This window comes from Gluconacetobacter aggeris (assembly GCF_014174395.1).
GTDB classification, from domain to species: domain Bacteria; phylum Pseudomonadota; class Alphaproteobacteria; order Acetobacterales; family Acetobacteraceae; genus Gluconacetobacter; species Gluconacetobacter aggeris.
On record NZ_JABEQD010000003.1, the window covers coordinates 158,949 to 178,522 of the forward strand.

At 67.3% G+C, this 19,574-nt stretch carries 17 protein-coding genes and 2 tRNA genes; 12 read left to right on the top strand and 7 right to left on the bottom strand.

Going from position 1 to position 19,574, the window contains the following annotated elements; all coding sequences use genetic code 11:
* Positions 1-21 precede the first annotated feature (21 nt).
* The 3 genes from gltB to HLH36_RS05810 all read right to left on the bottom strand — a co-directional run bounded on the left by gltB (position 22) and on the right by HLH36_RS05810 (position 7,157).
* Positions 22-4,569, bottom strand: coding sequence for a glutamate synthase large subunit (gene gltB / locus HLH36_RS05800; RefSeq protein ID WP_182985515.1), 4,548 nt, complete (start codon positions 4,567-4,569; stop codon positions 22-24).
* Between the two features lie 5 nt (positions 4,570-4,574).
* Positions 4,575-6,029 carry an NAD(P)-dependent oxidoreductase gene (locus tag HLH36_RS05805; RefSeq protein WP_182985516.1) on the bottom strand — a complete coding sequence of 485 codons (1,455 nt, stop codon included), beginning with the start codon at positions 6,027-6,029 and terminating at the stop codon, positions 4,575-4,577.
* 204 nt (positions 6,030-6,233) lie between these two features.
* Complete coding sequence (locus HLH36_RS05810; RefSeq protein WP_182985517.1) at positions 6,234-7,157, bottom strand: complex I NDUFA9 subunit family protein; 924 nt, start codon at positions 7,155-7,157, stop codon at positions 6,234-6,236.
* A 236-nt stretch (positions 7,158-7,393) separates the two neighbouring features.
* Here HLH36_RS05810 and HLH36_RS05815 point away from each other — a divergent pair.
* The 9 genes from HLH36_RS05815 (at position 7,394) to hpf (ending at position 14,268) form a co-directional block, all read left to right on the top strand.
* Positions 7,394-7,480: transfer RNA gene (locus tag HLH36_RS05815), tRNA-Leu, on the top strand.
* A 191-nt stretch (positions 7,481-7,671) separates the two neighbouring features.
* A tRNA-Leu gene (locus tag HLH36_RS05820) sits at positions 7,672-7,758 on the top strand.
* A gap of 215 nt (positions 7,759-7,973) precedes the next feature.
* Positions 7,974-8,603, top strand: coding sequence for a ribonuclease D (locus HLH36_RS05825; protein WP_182985518.1), 630 nt, complete (start codon positions 7,974-7,976; stop codon positions 8,601-8,603).
* Positions 8,604-8,673: 70 nt separating this feature from the next.
* Positions 8,674-9,720, top strand: a complete 1,047-nt coding sequence (locus HLH36_RS05830) for a KpsF/GutQ family sugar-phosphate isomerase (RefSeq protein WP_246376503.1) — start codon at positions 8,674-8,676, stop codon at positions 9,718-9,720.
* Positions 9,717-10,496 carry an LPS export ABC transporter periplasmic protein LptC gene (gene lptC / locus HLH36_RS05835; RefSeq protein WP_182985519.1) on the top strand — a complete coding sequence of 260 codons (780 nt, stop codon included), beginning with the start codon at positions 9,717-9,719 and terminating at the stop codon, positions 10,494-10,496. The genes HLH36_RS05830 and lptC overlap by 4 nt, the downstream gene beginning before the upstream one ends.
* Positions 10,493-11,461, top strand: a complete 969-nt coding sequence (locus tag HLH36_RS05840; RefSeq protein ID WP_182985520.1) for an LptA/OstA family protein — start codon at positions 10,493-10,495, stop codon at positions 11,459-11,461. Before lptC ends, HLH36_RS05840 begins: the two co-directional genes overlap by 4 nt.
* On the top strand, positions 11,458-12,249 hold the full coding sequence (lptB, locus tag HLH36_RS05845) for an LPS export ABC transporter ATP-binding protein (protein WP_246373878.1): 792 nt from the start codon (positions 11,458-11,460) through the stop codon (positions 12,247-12,249). Before HLH36_RS05840 ends, lptB begins: the two co-directional genes overlap by 4 nt.
* Before the next feature lie 9 nt (positions 12,250-12,258).
* Positions 12,259-13,587: an RNA polymerase factor sigma-54 gene (rpoN, locus tag HLH36_RS05850; protein ID WP_182985521.1), complete on the top strand. Its 1,329-nt coding sequence runs from the start codon at positions 12,259-12,261 to the stop codon at positions 13,585-13,587.
* A gap of 87 nt (positions 13,588-13,674) precedes the next feature.
* Positions 13,675-14,268, top strand: a complete 594-nt coding sequence (gene hpf, locus HLH36_RS05855) for a ribosome hibernation-promoting factor, HPF/YfiA family (protein ID WP_182985522.1) — start codon at positions 13,675-13,677, stop codon at positions 14,266-14,268.
* A gap of 68 nt (positions 14,269-14,336) precedes the next feature.
* Here hpf and HLH36_RS05860 read toward each other — a convergent pair whose 3' ends face one another.
* Complete coding sequence (locus tag HLH36_RS05860; protein WP_182965194.1) at positions 14,337-14,597, bottom strand: DUF1150 family protein; 261 nt, start codon at positions 14,595-14,597, stop codon at positions 14,337-14,339.
* Positions 14,598-14,719: 122 nt separating this feature from the next.
* The gene (locus HLH36_RS05865; protein ID WP_182965193.1) at positions 14,720-15,208 is read right to left on the bottom strand and encodes an Hsp20 family protein; all 489 of its coding nucleotides are present in this window, start codon (positions 15,206-15,208) and stop codon (positions 14,720-14,722) included.
* Between the two features lie 177 nt (positions 15,209-15,385).
* Here HLH36_RS05865 and def point away from each other — a divergent pair, with 177 nt between their 5' ends.
* From def to truA, 3 genes are all read left to right on the top strand, one after another.
* Positions 15,386-15,925, top strand: a complete 540-nt coding sequence (gene def, locus HLH36_RS05870) for a peptide deformylase (protein WP_182985747.1) — start codon at positions 15,386-15,388, stop codon at positions 15,923-15,925.
* A gap of 66 nt (positions 15,926-15,991) precedes the next feature.
* Positions 15,992-16,909, top strand: a complete 918-nt coding sequence (fmt, locus tag HLH36_RS05875) for a methionyl-tRNA formyltransferase (protein ID WP_182985523.1) — start codon at positions 15,992-15,994, stop codon at positions 16,907-16,909.
* Positions 16,906-17,724: a tRNA pseudouridine(38-40) synthase TruA gene (gene truA, locus HLH36_RS05880; protein WP_182985524.1), complete on the top strand. Its 819-nt coding sequence runs from the start codon at positions 16,906-16,908 to the stop codon at positions 17,722-17,724. The genes fmt and truA overlap by 4 nt, the downstream gene beginning before the upstream one ends.
* A gap of 66 nt (positions 17,725-17,790) precedes the next feature.
* On the opposite strand, the gene HLH36_RS05885 is transcribed toward truA, so the two are convergent.
* Both HLH36_RS05885 and dapE read right to left on the bottom strand, forming a co-directional pair.
* On the bottom strand, positions 17,791-18,429 hold the full coding sequence (locus HLH36_RS05885; protein WP_182985525.1) for a hypothetical protein: 639 nt from the start codon (positions 18,427-18,429) through the stop codon (positions 17,791-17,793).
* On the bottom strand, positions 18,426-19,571 hold the full coding sequence (dapE, locus tag HLH36_RS05890; protein ID WP_182985526.1) for a succinyl-diaminopimelate desuccinylase: 1,146 nt from the start codon (positions 19,569-19,571) through the stop codon (positions 18,426-18,428). Before dapE ends, HLH36_RS05885 begins: the two co-directional genes overlap by 4 nt.
* Between the last annotated feature and the right edge of the window lie 3 nt (positions 19,572-19,574).

The following is a 19,574-nucleotide window of genomic DNA, read 5'->3' on the forward strand; positions in this document are numbered from 1 at the left end:
GGCAGGACGGAAGACGCGTCTTCAGGCGCTGCGCGCGGCCTCGGTCGCGGCGGTGTAGCCGATCACCTTCGCATATTCGCGCGGCACCAACTGCCAGAAGCGCGGCAGGATATTCTCCCATTTATGCAGCAGAAGCGCGGCAAAGCGGCTGTGCGTCTCCCGCGCATGGGTCTCCACCAGCCCGCGCAGCACACCCTCCCATTTCGGGTCGACCACCCGGTTCCACAGCAGCGTCTCAGGGTTGATCCGCTGCTCGAACGTGCCGTTCTCGTCGTAGACGAAGGCCATGCCCCCGGTGAAACCGGCGCCGAAATTGTCGCCCGCCTCACCCAGGATCACCACGGTACCGCCGGTCATGTATTCGCAGCCGTTCGACCCGCAGCCCTCCACCACCGCCGTGGCGCCGGAATTGCGCACCGCAAAGCGCTCGCCCGCCTGGCCGGCGGCATAGAGAGCCCCCGCCGTCGCGCCATACAGCACGGTGTTGCCGATGATGGCATTCTCGTTCGACACCAGATTCGACGACGGCGACTGCCGCACCACGATGGTCGCGCCCGACAGGCCCTTGCCGACATAATCGTTGGCGTCGCCCAACACTTCCAGCTTCAGCCCCTGGACCGCGAACGCTCCCAGCGACTGCCCGGCCGAACCGCGCAGGCGCACCGTCAGATGCCCCGGCGCCAGCTTCGTCATGCCGAACTGCCGCACGATCAGCGAGGAAATGCGCGTGCCGATCGCCCGATGCGTGTTCTGCACATTGTAGTGCAGTTGCATCTTCTCGCCATGGTCGAACAGCGGCCGCGCATCGGCGATCATCTGCGCATCCAGCGTCTCAGGCACCTCGTTGCGCCCTTCCCGGGTGCAATAGCGGGCATGCGGCCCCGGATCGGCCTGCGCCAGCAGCGAATTGAGGTCCAGATCGTCCAGATAGTCCGCACCGCGCGACACCTGCTTCAGCAGGTCGGTCCGCCCGATGATCTCGTTCAGCGACGAGAAGCCGAGTGACGCCAGGATGTTGCGCACATCCTCGGCGATGAACGAGAACAGGTTGATCACCTTCTCCGGCGAGCCCTCGAACTTGGCGCGCAGCGCCTCGTCCTGAGTGCAGACCCCGACCGGGCAGGTGTTGGAATGGCACTGCCGCACCATGATGCAGCCCATGGCGACCAGACTGGCGGTGCCGATGCCGAATTCCTCGGCCCCCAGCATCGCCGCGATCACCACGTCGCGCCCCGTCTTCAGCCCGCCATCGGTGCGCAGCTTCACCCGGTGGCGCAGCCGGTTCAGCATCAGCACCTGATGCGCTTCCGCCAGCCCCAGCTCCCACGGCAGGCCGGCATATTTGACCGAACTCTGCGGGCTGGCGCCGGTGCCGCCACTGTGGCCGGAAATCAGGATCGCATCGGCCTTGGCCTTGGCCACGCCGGCGGCGATGGTACCGATGCCCGACCGCGCGACCAGCTTCACCGTCACCGTGGCTTCCGGATTGATCTGCTTGAGGTCGTAGATAAGCTGCGCCAGGTCCTCGATCGAATAGATGTCATGATGCGGCGGCGGCGAAATCAGCGTCACACCCGGCGTCGCATGCCGCAGCTTCGCGATTAGCCCCGTCACCTTGAAGCCCGGCAACTGGCCGCCCTCACCGGGCTTGGCGCCCTGCGCCATCTTGATCTCGATCTCGCGGCAATCGTTCAGATATTGCGCCGTGACGCCGAAGCGGCCCGAGGCGATCTGCTTGATGGCCGAAGACGCATTGTCGCCATTCGGGCGCGGCTTGGCGCGCGACGGGTCCTCGCCCCCCTCGCCCGAATCCGACTTCGCGCCGATCCGGTTCATGGCGATCGACAGGGTTTCATGCGCCTCGGGGCTCAGCGCCCCCAGCGAGATCCCCGGCGCGATCAGCCGCTTGCGCAACTGGGTGATGCTTTCGACCGCTTCGACGGGGATCGGCGTCCGTCCACCCCGGAAATCCAGCAGGTCGCGCAGCGCCACCGGCGGCTGGCGCCGCACCGCGTCGGCATAGCGGCGATAGATCGTGAAACTGTCGGTCGCCACCGCCGTCTGCAGCATATGGATCAGGTTGCCGTCGAAGGCATGGACCTCGCCATGGCGACGCATCTTGTACTGCCCACCGACCGGCAGCGCGATCACCGCCTGGTCCCACGCGGTCCGATGGAAGCTCATCACGTTGGTCGCGATGCCCGACAGGCCGATGCCCGAAATGCGCGAGGGCATGCCGGGGAAGAATTCCGCCGTCAGCGCGCGCGACAGCCCGATCGCCTCGAAATTATACCCGCCGCGATAGGCCGACACGATCGAGATGCCCATCTTGGACATCACCTTCAGCAGCCCCTTGTCCACCGCCTTGCGATAGCGTTCCACCGCCTCGCGCAGCGAGATGTCGCCGAACAGGCCGCGCCGCTGCCGGTCGGCGATGCTTTCCTGCGCCAGATAGGGGTTGATGCTGGTCGCCCCAACCCCGATCGTCACCGCAATGGCATGCACGTCCAGCGCCTCGGCCGACCGCACATTCAGCGAGGTAAAGGTCCGCAGCGACTGACGGACCAGATGCGTATGCACCGCCGCCGTGGCCAGGATCATCGGGATATAGGCCCGGTCGGCCGACTGTCCCTGATCGGTCAGGAACAGATGGGTGCAGCCCTCGCGCACCCGGTCCTCGGCCTCGCGGCGAATGCGCGCGATCGCCTCGCGCAGCCCCGCCTCGCCTTCCGCCGCCGGAAAGGTGCAGTCGATCACGAAGCCGCTGTCGCCGCAGAAATTGCGCAGCGCCTCGAATTCGCCGGTGGTCAGCACCGGGCTGGGCAGTTGCAGCAGGTCGCACTGGACCTCGGATTCCTCCAGGATATTGCCCAGATTGCCCAGGCGGGTCAGCAGGCTCATCACCCGCGTCTCGCGCAGACTGTCGATCGGCGGGTTGGTCACCTGGCTGAACGCCTGCCGGAAATAATGCGCAAGTCCCCGATAGCGCGAGGACAGCACCGCCAGCGGCGCATCGTCACCCATCGAGCCGATGGCCTCGGCGGCGGTCTCGACCATCGGATGCAGGATGGTCTCCAGCTCCTCCAGGGTCGTGCCGACCGCCAGTTGCCGGCGGCGCAGCTCGTCCCGGCCGAACAGCACCGGCTCCTGCACGTCGGCCCGCACCACCGAGCCGATCTTCTGGATGTTCTTCACCCAGGCGCCGAAATCCCGGCGCCCGGCCAGCAGGTCCAGCAGCGCCTCATGGCCGTAGAGCTTCGCTTCCTGCAGGTCGAGGCCGATCATCTGCCCCGGCCCAAGCCGCCCGCGCCGCACGATATCGGTCTCGGGCACCTTCACCATGCCGGTCTCCGAGCCCACGATCAGCAGCCCGTCCGCCGTCACGGTATAGCGCAGGGGGCGCAGGCCGCTGCGGTCCAGCCCGGCCACCACCCAGCGCCCATCGGTGGCGCACAGAGCCGCCGGCCCGTCCCACGGCTCCATCACCGCGTTGCAGTAGGCATACAGATCCTGGTGCTTCTGCTTCATGCCCGAATTGCCGCCGATACTGGCCGGCACCATCAGCGCCTTGACCATCGGCGCGTCGCGCCCGGCAAAGGTCAGCAGCTCGAACACATTGTCCAGCATCGCGGTGTCGGACCCCGCGGCCTGCACCACCGGCTTCAGGTCCTCCATCACCGGGTCCAGCAACGGGTCGGCCAAGCGCGTCTCGTGGCTCTTCATCCAGTTGACGTTGCCCGAGATCGTGTTGATCTCGCCGTTATGCGCCAGCCGGCGGAAAGGCTGTGCCAGCTTCCAGGTCGGGAAGGTGTTGGTCGAATAGCGCTGGTGATAGATCGCAAAGCGGCTGATGAAGCGCGGGTCCAGCAGGTCGGGATAGAAATCCGTCAGGTTCTCGGCCAGGAACATGCCCTTGTAGATCACCGACCGGCAGGACATCGAGCAGATATACAGGTCCAGCGAGTTGGCCTGGGCACTCTTCTCGATCCGGCGGCGGATCACATACAGGTCGCGCTCGAATTCTTCCTCGTTCCGCCCCGGCAGGTTGCGGATCATGATCTGCTCGATCTCTGGCCGGGTGGCATTGGCCTTCTCACCGATGCACGACGTGTCGATCGGCACCTGACGCCAGCCATAGATCCCGTACCCGAAGGCCAGGATCTCCGTCTCGATGATCTGGCGGCAGCGTTCCTGCGCCGCCAGGTCCGTCTTGGGCAGGAAAACCATGCCGATCGCGATCTGCGTGTCCACGCAGCCTTCGCCACCGCTATGAATCGCCTCGGCAAAGAAATCCTGCGGAATTTCCAGATGAATCCCCGCCCCGTCCCCGGTCTTGCCGTCGGCATCGACCGCGCCGCGATGCCACAGGGCCTTCAGGGCGGCGATACCGGCATTGACCACCTCGCGCCGCTTGCGTCCGTCCAGCGACGCGATCAGGCCCACGCCACAGGCGTCGCGCTCCTGCGTGGCGTCGTACAGCCCGGCGATCGCCTGCGCATTCTCATGCCACTCGGCCACGAACTCCTGGCCGGCATCCCGCGATCCATGATCCTGGGTCAACTGGTCCATGTCCGTCACTCCGCCGCCTGGGCGCACTGGGCTGCCCGGTTTTCCAGCCAGCGATGCATCTGCGCCGCCGCATCCCGTCCATCGCGAATGGCCCACACCACCAGGCTGGCCCCGCGCACGATATCACCCGCCGCAAATACGCCCGGCAGGCTGGTCATGAAGCTCTCATGGTCGACCCGCAGCGTGCCCCAGCGCGACACGGCCAGGTCCGGCTGCCCCCACAGGGTCGGCAGCGGCTCTGGGTCGAAGCCCAGCGCCTTGATCACCAGGTCGGCTTCCAGCACGAAGGCACTGTCCTCGACCGGCTCGACCGACTGGCGGCCGCTGGCATCGGGCATGCCCAGCTTCATGCGCACGGCGCGCACGCCGTTCACGCTGCCATCTCCAAGGAACGCTTCCGGCGCCGCCAGCCAGACGAAGGACACCCCTTCCTCCTCGGCGTTCTTCACCTCGCGGATCGAGCCGGGCATGTTCGCGCGGTCGCGGCGATAGAGGCATTTGACCGATTTCGCGCCCTGGCGGATGGCGGTGCGTACGCAGTCCATCGCCGTATCGCCACCGCCGATCACCACCACCGACTTGCCGGCGGCATTCAGCGCCGCGCTCTCGTCCGGGGCAAACGCGTCGCCCAGCGACAGCCGGTTGGACATCGTCAGATAATCCAGCGCCTTGACGATCCCCCCCAGCCCCGCGCCCGGCCCACCGATATCGCGCGACTTGTAAACACCCGTCGCGATCAGCACCGCATCATGGCGGGCGCGCAGGGTCGCGAAAGAGAGCGTGCCGTCCCCGTCGCCGTCCGTGATATCGACCCCCAGATGGAACCGAACCCCCGATTCCTCCAGATAGAGGTGACGGCGGGCAACGATGTCCTTCTCCAGCTTGAAGCCGGGAATGCCGTAGATCATCAGGCCGCCGATCCGGTCGTACCGGTCATAGACGTGCACCTGATAACCCTGCTGGCGAAACTGCATCGCGGCGGCCAGGCCACCGGGGCCAGCCCCGACGATGCCGATCGAGGTCTCGCGCTCGACCGGCGGCCGGATCGGCTCCACCCAGCCCTTGGCGAAGGCCGTATCGGTGATGAAGCGTTCGACCGCGCCGATGGTGACGCTCTCGAACCCCTTCTCGATCACGCAATTGCCCTCGCACAGCCGGTCCTGGGGGCAGATGCGGCCGCAGATCTCGGGGAAATTGTTGGTGGCGGAAGACAGCGCATACGCTTCCTCCAGCCGCCCCTCGGCCGTCATCTTCAGCCAGTCGGGGATATTGTTGCCCAGCGGGCAATGGACCGAGCAGAACGGCACCCCGCATTGCGAGCAGCGGCTGGCCTGCTGTTCCGCCTTTTCCACTGCGAACGCGCGATAGATCTCGTCGAAATCGCCATTCCGCTCCGCGGCCGGCCGCTTGTCGGGCTGGCTCTGCGGCACGGAGACGAATTTCAGCATGTGCTCGACCATCGGTCCCCCTGGATAACGCCCGACCGTCACCTGCGGTGCGTATTGTTGGCGGAACACCTACGACAGACATATCCACCATAAAAGACAGCATTACTGCCATTTATGGCAAAAAGGCCAATCGAGAACCATCGCAGCGAACCGATCACCAGGCCACATTGGTCCGATTCGGACCAATTGACCATATAATGCGTTGAACTGGCTTGCTTATGTAATTTTATATCCGCCCAGATAGGACGGAACAATCATTTCCATCGACGCCGGCTGAATGCCAAGCTGCGACAAGCCCGGCGCCCCATCCGCCGCCACATTGTCGCTCGACAGCATCGCCAGTTGGTCCCGCGTCAGCATCTTTCCGGGCAGGCGCTCCAGCCACATGGCCTGCCACCAGGCCAGGGCGGGCGGCACCGCCACCACCAGCCGGCGGCGCCCCACCGCCGCCACGACCAGGCGCGCGATCTCCTCCATCGTCCGAATCGCCGGCCCTCCGAATTCGAAGATCGCCCCCGCATACAGGCCACCGGCCAGAAGCCGCCGGATTCCCTCGGCCACATCGGCAACATAAACAGGCTGCAGGCGCGTCCGCGCGCCATAGACCGGGACGATGGGGCTGAACCGCGCCAGCGTCGCGAACAGGTTGGTAAAATGGTCCTCCGCCCCGAAGAGGATGGACGGCCGCACGATCGTCGCCTCGGGCATCGCGCGCAGCACCGCGTCCTCTCCGGCCGCCTTGCTGCGGCCATAGGCGGACCGGCTGTCCGGCGACGCCCCGATGGCCGAGACATGCACCAGTTGCGCCACCCCTGCCGAAGCCGCCAGACGCGCCACGGCCGCCGCGCCCTCAACATGCACCGCCTGAAACGTCGCCCGCCCGCGCTCGGCCAGGATACCGACCAGGTTCACCACGACCCGGGCCCCCTCGACCACCGGCACGAGCGATTCGGGATTCAGAATCGAAGCCCCCAGCGGCACGATCTGCCCCACATCGCCCAGCGGGCGCAGCGACGCCGCCCGATCGGCGCGGCGCGCGGCCACCCGCACCACATACCCGTCCTCCGCCAGGCGCCGGACCACATGACGCCCCAGGAATCCCGAACCGCCGATTACCGCCGCCACTTTTCGCGTCGTCATGTCCATCCCCCGAATATGGGGTCGGCCGCCATGCGCAAGGAGCCTGCCCACGCGCGGAATCCCGCCCCCCATCCTGTTTTTTCACACGTATGGCTCAACGCCCATCCCACCCGGCCGGACACACATCGTCGCCGCGCGCATGCAATAAAAACGACACGAATCGTCCAGCCCGTGTTGACCGCCTCCCAAGGGCAGAGTAAACGCCCCTCACCACCCCGGAAACGGGGGCCTTCTGAGCCCAGATGGCGGAATTGGTAGACGCGCAGGTTTCAGGTACCTGTGGCCGCAAGGTCGTGGAAGTTCGAGTCTTCTTCTGGGCACCATCTCTCCAAAATGCCGAAAAATCAGTCCGCTGGCAGGCGCCCGACAGTGTCGGAGCGCCCTTTCGGCGTGACGCCTCCCACGCATTGCATATCCTGTCATTTCCCATGCGGAATATGTGAAAGGTGCCGTTGACCACCCTGTTGTTTCCGAGTAAATCCCCCTCACCACCCCGGAAACGGGGGCCTTCTGAGCCCAGATGGCGGAATTGGTAGACGCGCAGGTTTCAGGTACCTGTGGCCGCAAGGTCGTGGAAGTTCGAGTCTTCTTCTGGGCACCATTTTTTCAGCCGTATCAGACATCGCCCGCAAGGGCAGCCCTCGGGCGGCTGGTCGGCACCCCTCGCGCATTGGCGCTTCCGATATTATATGTCCGTCACCGCCCCCGACATCCGGTCATGACGGCATGTTGGCGCGGTCACGCGTGTTGCGGGTGGGGAATCATGGGCCGCTCTTTCATTTTCTGTCGTCACGCCTGCAATGCGGGGACTTACGCATGATCGCCACCACGCCTTCGATCCTCCTGCATCGCGGCGATCTGCCGGCCGACATCACCTTCCACGGCCCCATCGCGGTCGATACCGAGGCCATGGGGCTCAAGCCGCATCGCGACCGCCTGTGCCTGGTGCAGATCTCGGCCGGCGACGGCTCGGCGCATCTGGTGCAGATCCTGCCCGGCACCCCCTCCCCCAACCTCGCCCGGCTGATGGCCGATCCCGCCATTACCAAGCTGATGCATTTCGCGCGCTTCGACGTGGCGATCCTCCAGCACACGCTGGGCATCACCGTGGCACCCGTCATCTGCACCAAGATCGCCTCCAAGCTGGTGCGCACCTTCACCGACCGCCACGGCCTGGCCCAGCTCTGCCGCGAACTGCTGGGGGTCGACCTCAGCAAGCAGCAGCAGACATCCGACTGGGGCGCCCCGGAGCTGACGGCGGAACAGCAGGCCTATGCCGCGTCGGACGTGCTTCACCTGCACGCGCTCTGGGCCAGGCTGGAAGCCCTTCTGCACCGTGAGGGACGGCGCGAACTGGCACAGGCCTGCTACGATTTTCTGCCCGCCCGCGCGCGGCTGGACCTGCTGGGATACGAAGAACCGGACATCTTCGCCCACCGGGCATGATGCCCTCCTCCCCCGCGCGGTCCATCGTTCCGTTTGACCTGGACCACCGCCATGGCGATACACGGCTGGCATGACCCAATCCGCCCATCCCGCAGGTGACACCGACTCCAGCCCGGCCGATGCCGATATCGCAGCGGCATGCCGGGTGCTGGCGCGCGAGACCGACGGGCTGATGCAGATGGCGGCCGCCCTGCGCGCGCCCGCGCGCGCGGGTGACGGCACCCCGCCCCTCGGCGAAGCCTTCACGCGCACGATCGCGGCCTTCTCGGCGCTCGCGGGGCGCGTCGTCGTCACCGGCATCGGCAAGTCCGGGCAGATCGGCCGCAAGATCCAGTCCACCCTGGCCTCGACCGGCACGCCCTCGCTCTTCGTCCATCCCTCCGAGGCCTCGCATGGCGATCTGGGGATGCTCCAGCAGGGCGATGCGGTGCTGGCGCTCTCCAATTCGGGCGAAACGGCGGAACTGGCCGATATCGTGGCCCACGCGCGGCGGTACGGGCTGCTGCTGGTGGCCATCACCACCCGCGCCGAATCCACCCTGGCGCGCGCCGCCGACATTCCCCTGCTCATCCCCGATGCGCCCGAGGCCTGCCCGATGGGCCTCGCCCCGACCACCTCCTCCATGATGCAACTCGCGCTGGGCGACGCGCTGGCGGTGGTCCTGCTGGAGCGGCGCGGATTCTCGGCGACCGAATTCGGCATCTTCCATCCCGGCGGGCGGCTGGGCACCCGGCTGCGCCGCGTCGCGGACCTGATGCATCGCGGCGGCGTCATGCCGCTGGGCACGCCGGACAGCTCCCTGCGGCAGGTCATCATGGAGATGACGCGCAAGGCATTCGGCTGCATGGGCGTGATCGGCGCCGACGGAAGGCTGTGCGGGCTGATCACCGACGGCGACCTGCGCCGCGTCCTGGACCGCGACCTGGACCGCACCCGCGCGGCCGACATCATGAACAGCTCTCCGCTGACGACCGGGCCCGACATGCTGGCGGCCGAGGCACTGCGGCTGATGAACGCCCGCGCCCGCCCGATCACCAGCCTGTTCGTGCTGGATGGCGAAGGGGTTCCCGTCGGCATCCTCCATGTCCATGACCTGCTGCGCGCGGGCGTGGCATGAGCAGCGGCCCGCCTCCCAATGGCGACAAGCCCCCCCGGCGCGAGGATTTCGCCCGCTCCGCCGATCAGGTCGCACGGCAGCGGTCGCTGCTGCATCAGGACACGTCCCGCCTCCGGCGGGTGCTCCGGCCGGGTGATATCGCCCGCCGCCAGCGCCTGGTCCGGTGGGCCAAATGGGCGCTGCCGGCGGCCGCCCTGCTGCTGCTGGGCTCGATCGCACTGTGGCCGGCCCTCGACCGGCTGATCAACATGCAGCGCGGCGCCCTGCGCGAGATGGAAAACCTGCACGTCACCAGCGGCAACATGCTCGGCGCCGTCTATCGGGGACTGGACGAGCACGACCGGCCGTTCATGATCACCGCCGACCAGGCCCAGCAGATCAGCCAGGACCGCATCAATCTCACCCGGCCGGTGGCCGACACGCTGACACAGGGCGGGGACTGGATGATGGTCAGCGCGGCCCAGGGCGTGTATCTGCAACATGAACAATTGCTGGACCTGACGCAGGACGTGGCACTCTACCGTGAAGACGGCGTCATCCTCACCGGGGTCACGGCAGACATGGACCTCAGGCAGGGGATCATCGCCTCCGATCAATGGGTGCATGCCGAAGGGCCGTTCGGCATGCTGGACGCCCAGGGTGTCCTGCTGTCCCAGCATGAAGGGATCGCCCAGTTCCGCGGCCCGGGGCGGCTGATCCTGAACGATGACGCCCATGCCGGCCCGGCCGGCCACCCATCCGCCCCCCACGCTTCCCAGACGGAGCCCATTCGATGACCGCCCCCGCAAAGGCCGCCTCCGCGTTCCTGCTCCTTGGTGCCGCGGCCTGTCTCTCACTTCCGGGCGGCGCGCGCGGCCAGGCCATCGACCTGTCGCATGGCGGCCAGATCAGCGTCACGGCGGCCGGCGGGTTCGACTGGGACCAGAAGACCCAGACCGTCACCGCCTATGACAAGGCCCAGGCCACCCGCGGCAACGTCACCGTGACCGCCGACCGCCTGATCGCCTTCTATCGCAAGAAAGCCGTCGCCGGATCACCGGCACCGGCCACGCCCCCCTCGCCCCCCGCCGACGGCTCCCAGGGTAACGAGGCGGGATCGGGCGCGAACGAGGTCTATCGCCTGAACGCGCTGGGGCACGTCCACATCTTCACCGACACCGACCAGGCCTGGGGCGACAAGGCCGTCTACGATATCGACCAGGCGGTCATGGTCCTGACCGGCAAGGGGCTGAAGCTGACCACGCCGCAGGACGTGCTGACGGCCCGGGATTCGATGGAATATTATTCCCAGACCCGCATGTCGGTCGGCAGGGGCGACGCCACCGTCACCACCAATGACGGGCGGCAGATCCGCGCCGACGTGCTGGTCGGATACAGCGCACCGACCCAGGCCGCCGCAAAATCCACCGCCCAGCCCGCCCCGCAACCGGCCGGACAGGGCGGAGACCCATTGACCAGTTCGGGGAAGCTGGAAAAAGTGAACGCGTTCGGCCATGTTTTCGTCCGCACGCAGACCGAAACCGTGACCGGCGACCGCGGCGTGTATGTTCCCGACACCGGGATCGCGCGGATCGTCGGCAACGTGCATATCACGCGGGGCCAGAACCAGATCAGCGGAGCCGCGGCAATCGTGAACATGCATACCGGAATCGCCACGATGACCGAACGTCCGGGCGGACGGGTCAGCGGCCTGATCGTCCCCAACGAGGCCAATCCCCCCCCTGCCGGAACCCACCCATGAACGACATCCCCTACGCCCTGTCCGACGAGGCGAAGAATGCCGCCCTGTACGCGTCCGGCGGCGCCCTCAGCGGACTGATCGCCAGCGGGATCGGCAAGTCCTACAAGAAGCGGCCGGTGGTCCGGAACGTATCGCTCCAGGTCAATCGCGGCGAGGCGGTCGGCCTCCTGGGGCCCAACGGCGCGGGCAAGACCACCAGCTTCTACATGATCGTGGGGCTGGTCCAGCCCGACAGCGGGTCGATCACCCTGGACGGCACCGACATCACGCGCCTGCCGATGTACCGTCGCGCCCGGCTGGGCATCGGCTACCTGCCGCAGGAAGCCAGCATCTTCCGCGGCCTGAACGTCGAACAGAACATCATGGCGGCGCTGGAAGTCGTGGAATCCGATCCCGACCGGCGGGAGGAGATGCTGACCGGCCTGCTCGGCGAATTCGGGATTTCCCACCTGCGCCGCTCGCCGTCCCTGGCCCTGTCGGGCGGCGAGCGGCGACGGCTGGAAATCGCCCGCGCCCTGGCCAGCCAGCCCCATTACATCCTGCTGGACGAACCCCTGGCGGGCATCGACCCGATCGCGGTGGGCGAGATCCGCGACCTGGTCTCCCACCTCAAGGATCGCGGCATCGGCGTGCTGATCACCGACCATAACGTCCGCGAGACGCTGGAAGTCATCGACCGCGCCTATATCATGCACAGCGGCCAGGTGCTGATGGAGGGCCGCCCCGAGGAGATCGTCGCCAACGAAGACGTGCGGCGCGTCTATCTTGGAGAAAATTTCTCCCTCTGACCGCCCGTCATGACGCTCGGACCCAAGCTTGCCCTCCGGCAGGCCCAATCCCTGGTCATGACGCCGCAACTGCGCCAGGCGATCCTGCTGCTGCAACTCTCCAATCTCGACGCCTGGTCGGTGATCGAGCAGGAGATGGAGCGCAATCCCCTCCTGGAGCCCGCCGAGCCATCCGGCGCGCCACGCCCCCCCTCCCCGGCCCCGCCCCGGCACCACGCCACACGGCACGAGCCCCCGGACGGCATGGCCGCCCCCCCGCCTCCGCTGCATGAACGATTGGCCGAGCAGGTCAGGCTGTCGCCCTTCGATGCGGGCGAACGGCAGATCGCCGCCCACCTGATCACCCTGCTGGATTCCGACGGCCGCATGACCACGCCGTCCGCGGATATTGCCCGCGCGCTGGGCATCGACACCACCCGGGTGGAGCGGGTGCGCCTCGCGATGATGCAGTTCGAACCCACCGGCCTGTTCGCCCACGACCTGGGCGAATGCCTGGCCGCCCAGTTGCGCGAACGCAACCGGCTGGACCCGGCCATGGCCATGCTGCTGCGGCACCTGGACCTGCTGGCCCGGCGCGACCTGCGCCGGCTGCAGACCCTGTGCGGCGTCGATCAGGACGATCTGGCCGCCATGATCACCGAAATCCGGGCCCTGTCGCCCCGCCCGGCCCTGGATGCGATGGCGGGCGCCCCCTCCATCATCGTGCCGGACGTCCTGATGCTGCCCACCCCGGATCATGACTGGATCATCGAGCTCAATCCCGACACGATGCCACGGGTGATCGTGAATTCGGCGCTGACCACAGGGACTACGCTCCGCCTGCGCGACGCCGACCGCCCCTTCATGAGCGAACGCCTGGCCAGCGCCAACTGGCTGGTCCGCGCCCTCCAGCAGCGGGCCGAGACGATCATCCGCGTCGCCACCGCCATCATGCGCCGCCAGAGCGGCTTCCTGGCCCATGGCGTCGGGCACCTGCGGCCGCTGGTCCTGCGCGACATCGCCGAGGCGGTCGGCCTGCACGAAAGCACCGTCAGCCGGGTAACCGCGAACAAATACATCGCTACGCCCCGCGGACTGTTCGAGCTGAAATATTTCTTCACCACGGCCATTCCCGGCTGCACCGGCAGCGCCAATCACAGCGCCGAAGCCGTCCGTCACCGCATCAAGCTGCTGATTTCGCAGGAATCCAGGCAGAAGATCCTGTCCGACGATGCAATCGTGAACGAATTAATAAAGGAAGGAATAGACATCTCCCGCCGAACCGTGGCCAAATACCGCGATGCGCTGAAGATACCCAATTCGGCGCAGAGAAAACGGGAAAAGGCTTTCGAGGCCTGACGCCACGCCCGGCGGAATGAGCATTATGGACCGCCGGCCTGGTTCCGTCCGGTTTCGGACGCTCCTCTATGCAAGGGGTGATGTCACATGCAGATCAGTGTCGCTGGCAAACAGATCGACCTCTCGGACGCCCTGAAACACCGGGTGACAGGGCATCTCGATCGCCTTGCCGACAAATATTTCGATCGCGCCCTGGAAGCCCAGGTAACATTCAGCCGCGCGCGGTCCTTCTTTACCTGTGATATCAATCTTCACGCCGCGCGGGGCCTCACCTTGCGGGGCGAGGGCGAAGGCACCGACGCCCATGGCGCGTTCGACGACGCCGCCGAACATATGGCCCGGCGCCTCCGCCGCTATCGCGAGCGGGTCAACGACCATATCCGCGCCCTCCCCCGCCGCAAATCGCCCGAGATGGGGCGCAGCTACATCCTCCGCCCGGCCGACGACACCGAGCGGGCGCAGAACGGCGCGGCACGAGAAGCCGTCACCCACGCCTACGCCACCATCATCGCCGAACGCACGGCCGAAATCGCCACGCTCAGCGTCAGCGAGGCCGTGATGCGCCTCGATCTCGCGGCCTCCACCCTGCTGATGTTCCGCAACAGCATCAGCGAGCAGATCAACGTCATCTATCGTCGGCAGGACGGCAATATCGGCTGGCTGGACCCGACTCCCGGCTAATGCGGGGCCGCTACCGCCGGGACGATCCCTGTCGTCCCGGCGCATCAGGCGGTAGAAACCGGCCGCGTTCAGTGCAGCAGGGCAGGCACCATCTCGTGCTGCAGGATCGCCTCGATGGCCGTTTCCTGATCTTCGGTCAGGGCCATCGGGGTGCCGTCAGCCGCATGGATGGCGAACGCATCTTCCCCTTCGATGATCACGGGCTTGATATACGCAACCCGCGATACGCCCAGCGCCCGCATCTGGATATCCGTCAGATGACGGACATCGGCGATCGGCGTGTGGTCGGCCTGAAGGACGACCTGACCTTTCTGTGTGGTAATTCTCATGATCCGATCCTCCATACGGACAATCCCCCATCATGCGGCGATCGTCCCGTTGGCCAACCCGCCCTGTCGTGTCCGGGCTGACGGCCTCTCGATAAGGATAGATGGCAGAAGCCGGGGCCGACTCAATCGTCCTCAAGCGCCCGCACGACACGCTGGGGGCGAACCTTGGGAAGGTCGATCTCGGTCGCTGCTCCGCCGGAACGCCCCTGCGTGATCTCGATCAGCTTCACGCGTACTTCCGGCTGCGGCCGCACCAGGTCGATATGCAGCAGCCCGTTATCCAGCCATGCCCCGCTGACCTCGATTCCCTCGGCCAGCACGAACGCCTTCTGGAACTGGCGCGCGGCAATGCCGCGATGCAGGAAAACCCGCCCCTGCGTGTCGTCGGTCTGACGCCCACGAATGACAAGCTGATTGTCTTCCTGCGTGATCTGCAGGTCATCCATCACAAAGCCCGCCACCGCGAGCGTGATCCGGAGCGACGTGGCGTTCAGTTGCTCGATATTATACGGGGGATAGCCATCAGCGGCCCCCTTCGACGCGCGTTCCAACATCTGTTCCAGATGGTCAAACCCCAGAAACATGGGGGATCCGAAAAGCCTACCCGACATCAAGGCCTCCTCAACCGAGCGAGACGATCACGCGGACCCGTCATCGGCGCCCGCATGGTCATGATATGGGACGCCCGGCCGGTTCCGCAAGGCCGCGTCCCGACTCCCGCGGAGCCCTCCCCATTGACGCGCGCGTACCCACTGGCGCGCGCGCGCCAGGATCGCTACATCGCCCCTATGATCAGTCACGACGAAATCGCCGCCGCCACGCCCATGCCGATCCTGGTGGCGCCCCAGGCCATCCTGCGCCAGAAGACCCGCCTGGTCCGGCCCGAGGACGCGCCCACATTGCGCGACGCGCTGCCCCGCATGTTCGCCGCGATGTACCAGGCGCCGGGCATCGGCCTGGCCGCCCCGCAGGTCGGCATGGGCCTGCGCTTCGCCATCGTGGACCTGGGCGAGGAACGGCAGCGCGACCCGCTGGTCCTGATCAACCCCGAAGTGATCGCGGAATCGGAGACCCTGGTGTCGCGCGAGGAAGGCTGCCTGTCGCTGCCCAACCAGTATGCCGAGGTGATCCGCCCCCAGCAGGTGCGCATCCGCTACCGCACACTGGACGGCACCGAGCAGGAAATGGAAGCCGACGACCTGCTGGCCACCTGCATCCAGCACGAGATCGACCATCTGGAGGGCATCCTCTTCGTCGACCACCTCTCCACCCTGAAACGCAACATGATCATGCGGCGCCTCGCCAAGGAACAACGCCAGAAGCGCTAGAGACTGCTTTAACGTCGCTGTCACCCAAAGCCCTCTCCGAGACTTCCTGCCGGCTGGAGACCCCTCATGCGCCTGGCCTTCATGGGCACCCCGGATTTCGCGGTGCCCGCCCTGCTCGCCCTCCATGCAGCGGGGCATGAGATCGCCGCCGTCTACAGCCAGCCCCCCCGGCCGGCCGGGCGCGGCCAGTCGGTCCGCCTGTCGCCCGTCCACCAGGCCGCCGAAACCCTCGGCCTGCCGGTACGCACGCCCGCGCGCCTGCGCACCAATGCGGAAGAACACGCCTTCTTCCGCGCCCTGAAGCTGGATGCCGCCGTGGTCGCCGCCTACGGGCTGATCCTGCCGGCCGCGATGCTCGATGCCCCGCGCCTGGGGTGCCTCAACATCCATGCCAGCCTGCTGCCCCGCTGGCGGGGCGCCGCCCCCATCCAGGCCGCGATCCTGGCCGGCGACAGCGAGAGCGGGGTGACGATCATGCGGATGGACGAAGGGCTGGATACCGGCGCCATGCTGCTGTCCGACCAGGTCGCGCTGACACCCTCCACCACCGCCACCACGCTGCATGATGCTCTCGCCACCATGGGGGCCCGCCTGATCGTCACGACCCTGGGCCAACCCATCGGCCCCGGCCAGGCACAGCCCGAACAGGGCGTGACCTACGCCGCCCGCCTGGCACGCGAGGACGGGCGCATCGACTGGTCACGCGATGCCGCGGTACTCGACCGGCAGATCCGAGCCCTGACCCCCTGGCCCGGCACCTTCACCACCCTGGACGGCCAGGTGCTGAAGATCGGCGGCGCCACCCCCGCCCCGACACCCAGCGCCGCCGCACCGGGGACGATCCTGGACGATGCGCTGACCGTGGCCTGCGGCCAGGGCGCATTGCGCATCACGCGCCTGCAGCGGCCCGGCCGGGGCATGATGGACGCCGACTCCTTCCTGCGCGGCCAGCCGGTGCGGCGCGGAACGGTGCTGGGCGCGTGACCGCCGACACCCAGGCCGCGCCCGAGCCCGCCATCGCGCGCTGGGCGGTCCGGATCGAATATGACGGCCGGCCCTTCGTCGGCTGGCAGCGTCAGATCACCGGCCTGTCCGTGCAACAGGTGCTCGAAGAAGCCGCCAGTCGGCTGGCCGCGGGCCGGATCGTCACCAGCATCACCGCCGGCCGCACCGACGCCGGCGTGCACGCGACCGGCCAGGTGGCCCATCTGGATTTCCCCGCGGAGACCAGACTGACGGCCTCCTCGGTCCGCGACGCCCTGAACTTCCACATGAAGCCGCACCCGGTCGCCATCCTGGACGCCGTGCGGGTCGATACGGAATGGAACGCCCGGTTTTCCGCCAACCGCCGGGCCTATCGCTACCGGATCGTGAACCGGCGCGGCCGCCTGGCCCTGGACGAAGGCCGCGTCTGGCTGGTCAAGCGCACACTGGACGCCGATGCCATGGCGCACGCCGCCCGGCACCTGCTGGGCCGGCACGATTTCACCTCGTTCCGGGCCAGCGCCTGCCAGGCGAAAAACCCCCTGCGCACGCTGGACCGGCTGACCGTCACCCGCCTGGGCGAGAACATCGTGATCGAGGCCGAAGCCCGCTCGTTCCTGCATCATCAGGTCCGCAACATGGTCGGCACGCTGAAACTGGTGGGCGAAGGCACATGGTCCCCCGAACGCGTCGGCGAGGCCCTGCGCGCCTGCGATCGCCGCGCCGCCGGCCCCACCGCGCCACCCGACGGGCTATACCTGACCGGCGTCGGCTACGATCCCAACCCGTTCAGCACAGAATCTCTCCCGTCCTGAACGCCTCACGGGATGCGGATCACGCCACGCCGCTCCCGATCGTGGTATCGAACCGTGCCGACGAGCCTATCGGTCCCCGTGCGCCGAAGGCAGCGCCAGAAAATCCTGCCACGGCGAATAATGCGGCGGCAGCACCGCCGAAATCCCACTCAACGCCATGATGGCGGCCGCAATCGCCAGCAGCAGCAGCAACGCGCGCCCGGCCCCCAGTGCCAGCCCCACCCGCGCCACGAACCAGGTCAGCCAGAGATTATAGGCGAATATGATCCCGTTCAGGATCAACGCCGAATGCAGCAGGCTCATCCCGGCCGGCGTCACGGTCGCCACCACCGCAACCGCCGCCAGCATCACGAACAGCACCAGCCAGTCGCACCACAGGGCAGCCGCCATGTAACGCGGCCACAGGGCCTCACGCCCCCACAGGCGCGCCAGCAGATGGGTCAAGACCACCGGCGTCAGGACCAGACAGAGCGAGAACAGGATCTTGGCGGCGCTCAGCACCGTCGGCGCCTGTGCCACCGTCAGCACCCCGCCGACCAACCACAGGGCCACACGCGGCGCCAGCGCCGTCAGCACGGCGTCAGGCGTCGCGCCGAAACAGCTCATGCCCTCGCGCCGGCCGCGACCCAGCAGCATCATGCCCCGGAAGATGCCGGCCGGTGAGCCTGGCATCGGTCGAGGCGGTGCGCCGCGTCCCTGCGTCATCCCATCAGCCTTTCGATAAACGCCGCGTAGATATCGGTCAGCGCCCGCAGGTCGGCGACCGGGACATGCTCATTCACCTTGTGCATGCTGGCACCGACCAGGCCGAATTCGGCAACCGGGCAATAGCGGCTGATAAACCGCGCGTCCGACGTGCCGCCCCCCGTGTCCAGCCGGGGCGGACGCCCCGTCACCTCCTCCACGGCCTCGACCAGCATGCCCAGTTGCGGGCTCGGCGGGGTCAGGAACGCTTCGCCGCTGACACGGATATCGATCTCCGCCCCCGGCGCGCGGGCCCGGACGGTCTCGGTGATCCAGTGCGCCAGATCCCTGCCCGTATGCCGGTCGTTGAAACGGATGTTCAGGCGGGCCGATGCCCGGCCCGGAATGACATTGGTGGCGTCATTGCCCACATCGACGCTGGTCACCTGCACGCTCGACGGCTCGAACCATTCCGATCCCTTGTCCAACGGGTGCGCCGTCAGGTCCGACAGAATCGCCATCAGGCGGTGGATCGGGTTATCGGCCCGCTGGGGATAGGCTACATGCCCCTGGACGCCATGGACGACGATGCGCGCATTCAGGCTGCCGCGCCGACCGATCTTGATGACATCGCCCATATGGTCGGGATTCGTCGGCTCACCGACGACGCAGAAATCGGGAATCTGGCCGTTGGCGGCCATCCACTCCAGCACCTTCACGGTGCCGTAGGTCGCCGGGCCTTCCTCGTCGCCGGTAATCAGCAGGCTGATCGAGCCGTTCAGCGGGCGACCGCCCCCCAGATGCCGCGCCACCGCGCTGACAAAGGCCGCGATGCCGCCCTTCATGTCGCAGGCACCGCGCCCGTACAGCACGTCGCTCCGCACAGCGGCGTCGAACGGGCCGCTGGTCCATCCCTCGATGCCCGGCGGCACCACGTCGGTATGGCCGGCAAAGCACAGATGCGGGCCCGATAGGCCCAGCCGGGCAAACAGGTTGGGCGTCCGCTCCGCACCATCGCCGAACGGCAGGTCGATGACGTCGAAACCCAGGCGGCGCAGCGCATCGCCCAGAACGCCGATCGCCCCGCCGCTGTCGGGCGTGACGGACGGCGCGCGTATCAGCTCCTGCGCCAGCGACAGCGCATCGATCAGTTCCGGCTCCATCGC

Bases quoted from the DNA above. Each gene is read 5' to 3' on its own strand.
- lptB (WP_246373878.1), top strand. From the start codon at position 11,458: ATGAACGACATCCCCTACGCCCTGTCCGACGAGGCGAAGAATGCCGCC.
- lptC (WP_182985519.1), top strand. From the start codon at position 9,717: ATGAGCAGCGGCCCGCCTCCCAATGGCGACAAGCCCCCCCGGCGCGAG.
- HLH36_RS05860 (WP_182965194.1), bottom strand. From the start codon at position 14,597: ATGAGAATTACCACACAGAAAGGTCAGGTCGTCCTTCAGGCCGACCAC.
- hpf (WP_182985522.1), top strand. From the start codon at position 13,675: ATGCAGATCAGTGTCGCTGGCAAACAGATCGACCTCTCGGACGCCCTG.
- HLH36_RS05825 (WP_182985518.1), top strand. From the start codon at position 7,974: ATGATCGCCACCACGCCTTCGATCCTCCTGCATCGCGGCGATCTGCCG.
- HLH36_RS05805 (WP_182985516.1), bottom strand. From the start codon at position 6,029: ATGGTCGAGCACATGCTGAAATTCGTCTCCGTGCCGCAGAGCCAGCCC.
- HLH36_RS05840 (WP_182985520.1), top strand. From the start codon at position 10,493: ATGACCGCCCCCGCAAAGGCCGCCTCCGCGTTCCTGCTCCTTGGTGCC.
- HLH36_RS05830 (WP_246376503.1), top strand. From the start codon at position 8,674: ATGACCCAATCCGCCCATCCCGCAGGTGACACCGACTCCAGCCCGGCC.
- HLH36_RS05810 (WP_182985517.1), bottom strand. From the start codon at position 7,157: ATGACGACGCGAAAAGTGGCGGCGGTAATCGGCGGTTCGGGATTCCTG.
- HLH36_RS05865 (WP_182965193.1), bottom strand. From the start codon at position 15,208: ATGTCGGGTAGGCTTTTCGGATCCCCCATGTTTCTGGGGTTTGACCAT.
- def (WP_182985747.1), top strand. From the start codon at position 15,386: ATGATCAGTCACGACGAAATCGCCGCCGCCACGCCCATGCCGATCCTG.
- fmt (WP_182985523.1), top strand. From the start codon at position 15,992: ATGCGCCTGGCCTTCATGGGCACCCCGGATTTCGCGGTGCCCGCCCTG.
- gltB (WP_182985515.1), bottom strand. From the start codon at position 4,569: ATGGACCAGTTGACCCAGGATCATGGATCGCGGGATGCCGGCCAGGAG.
- dapE (WP_182985526.1), bottom strand. From the start codon at position 19,571: ATGGAGCCGGAACTGATCGATGCGCTGTCGCTGGCGCAGGAGCTGATA.
- HLH36_RS05885 (WP_182985525.1), bottom strand. From the start codon at position 18,429: ATGACGCAGGGACGCGGCGCACCGCCTCGACCGATGCCAGGCTCACCG.
- rpoN (WP_182985521.1), top strand. From the start codon at position 12,259: ATGACGCTCGGACCCAAGCTTGCCCTCCGGCAGGCCCAATCCCTGGTC.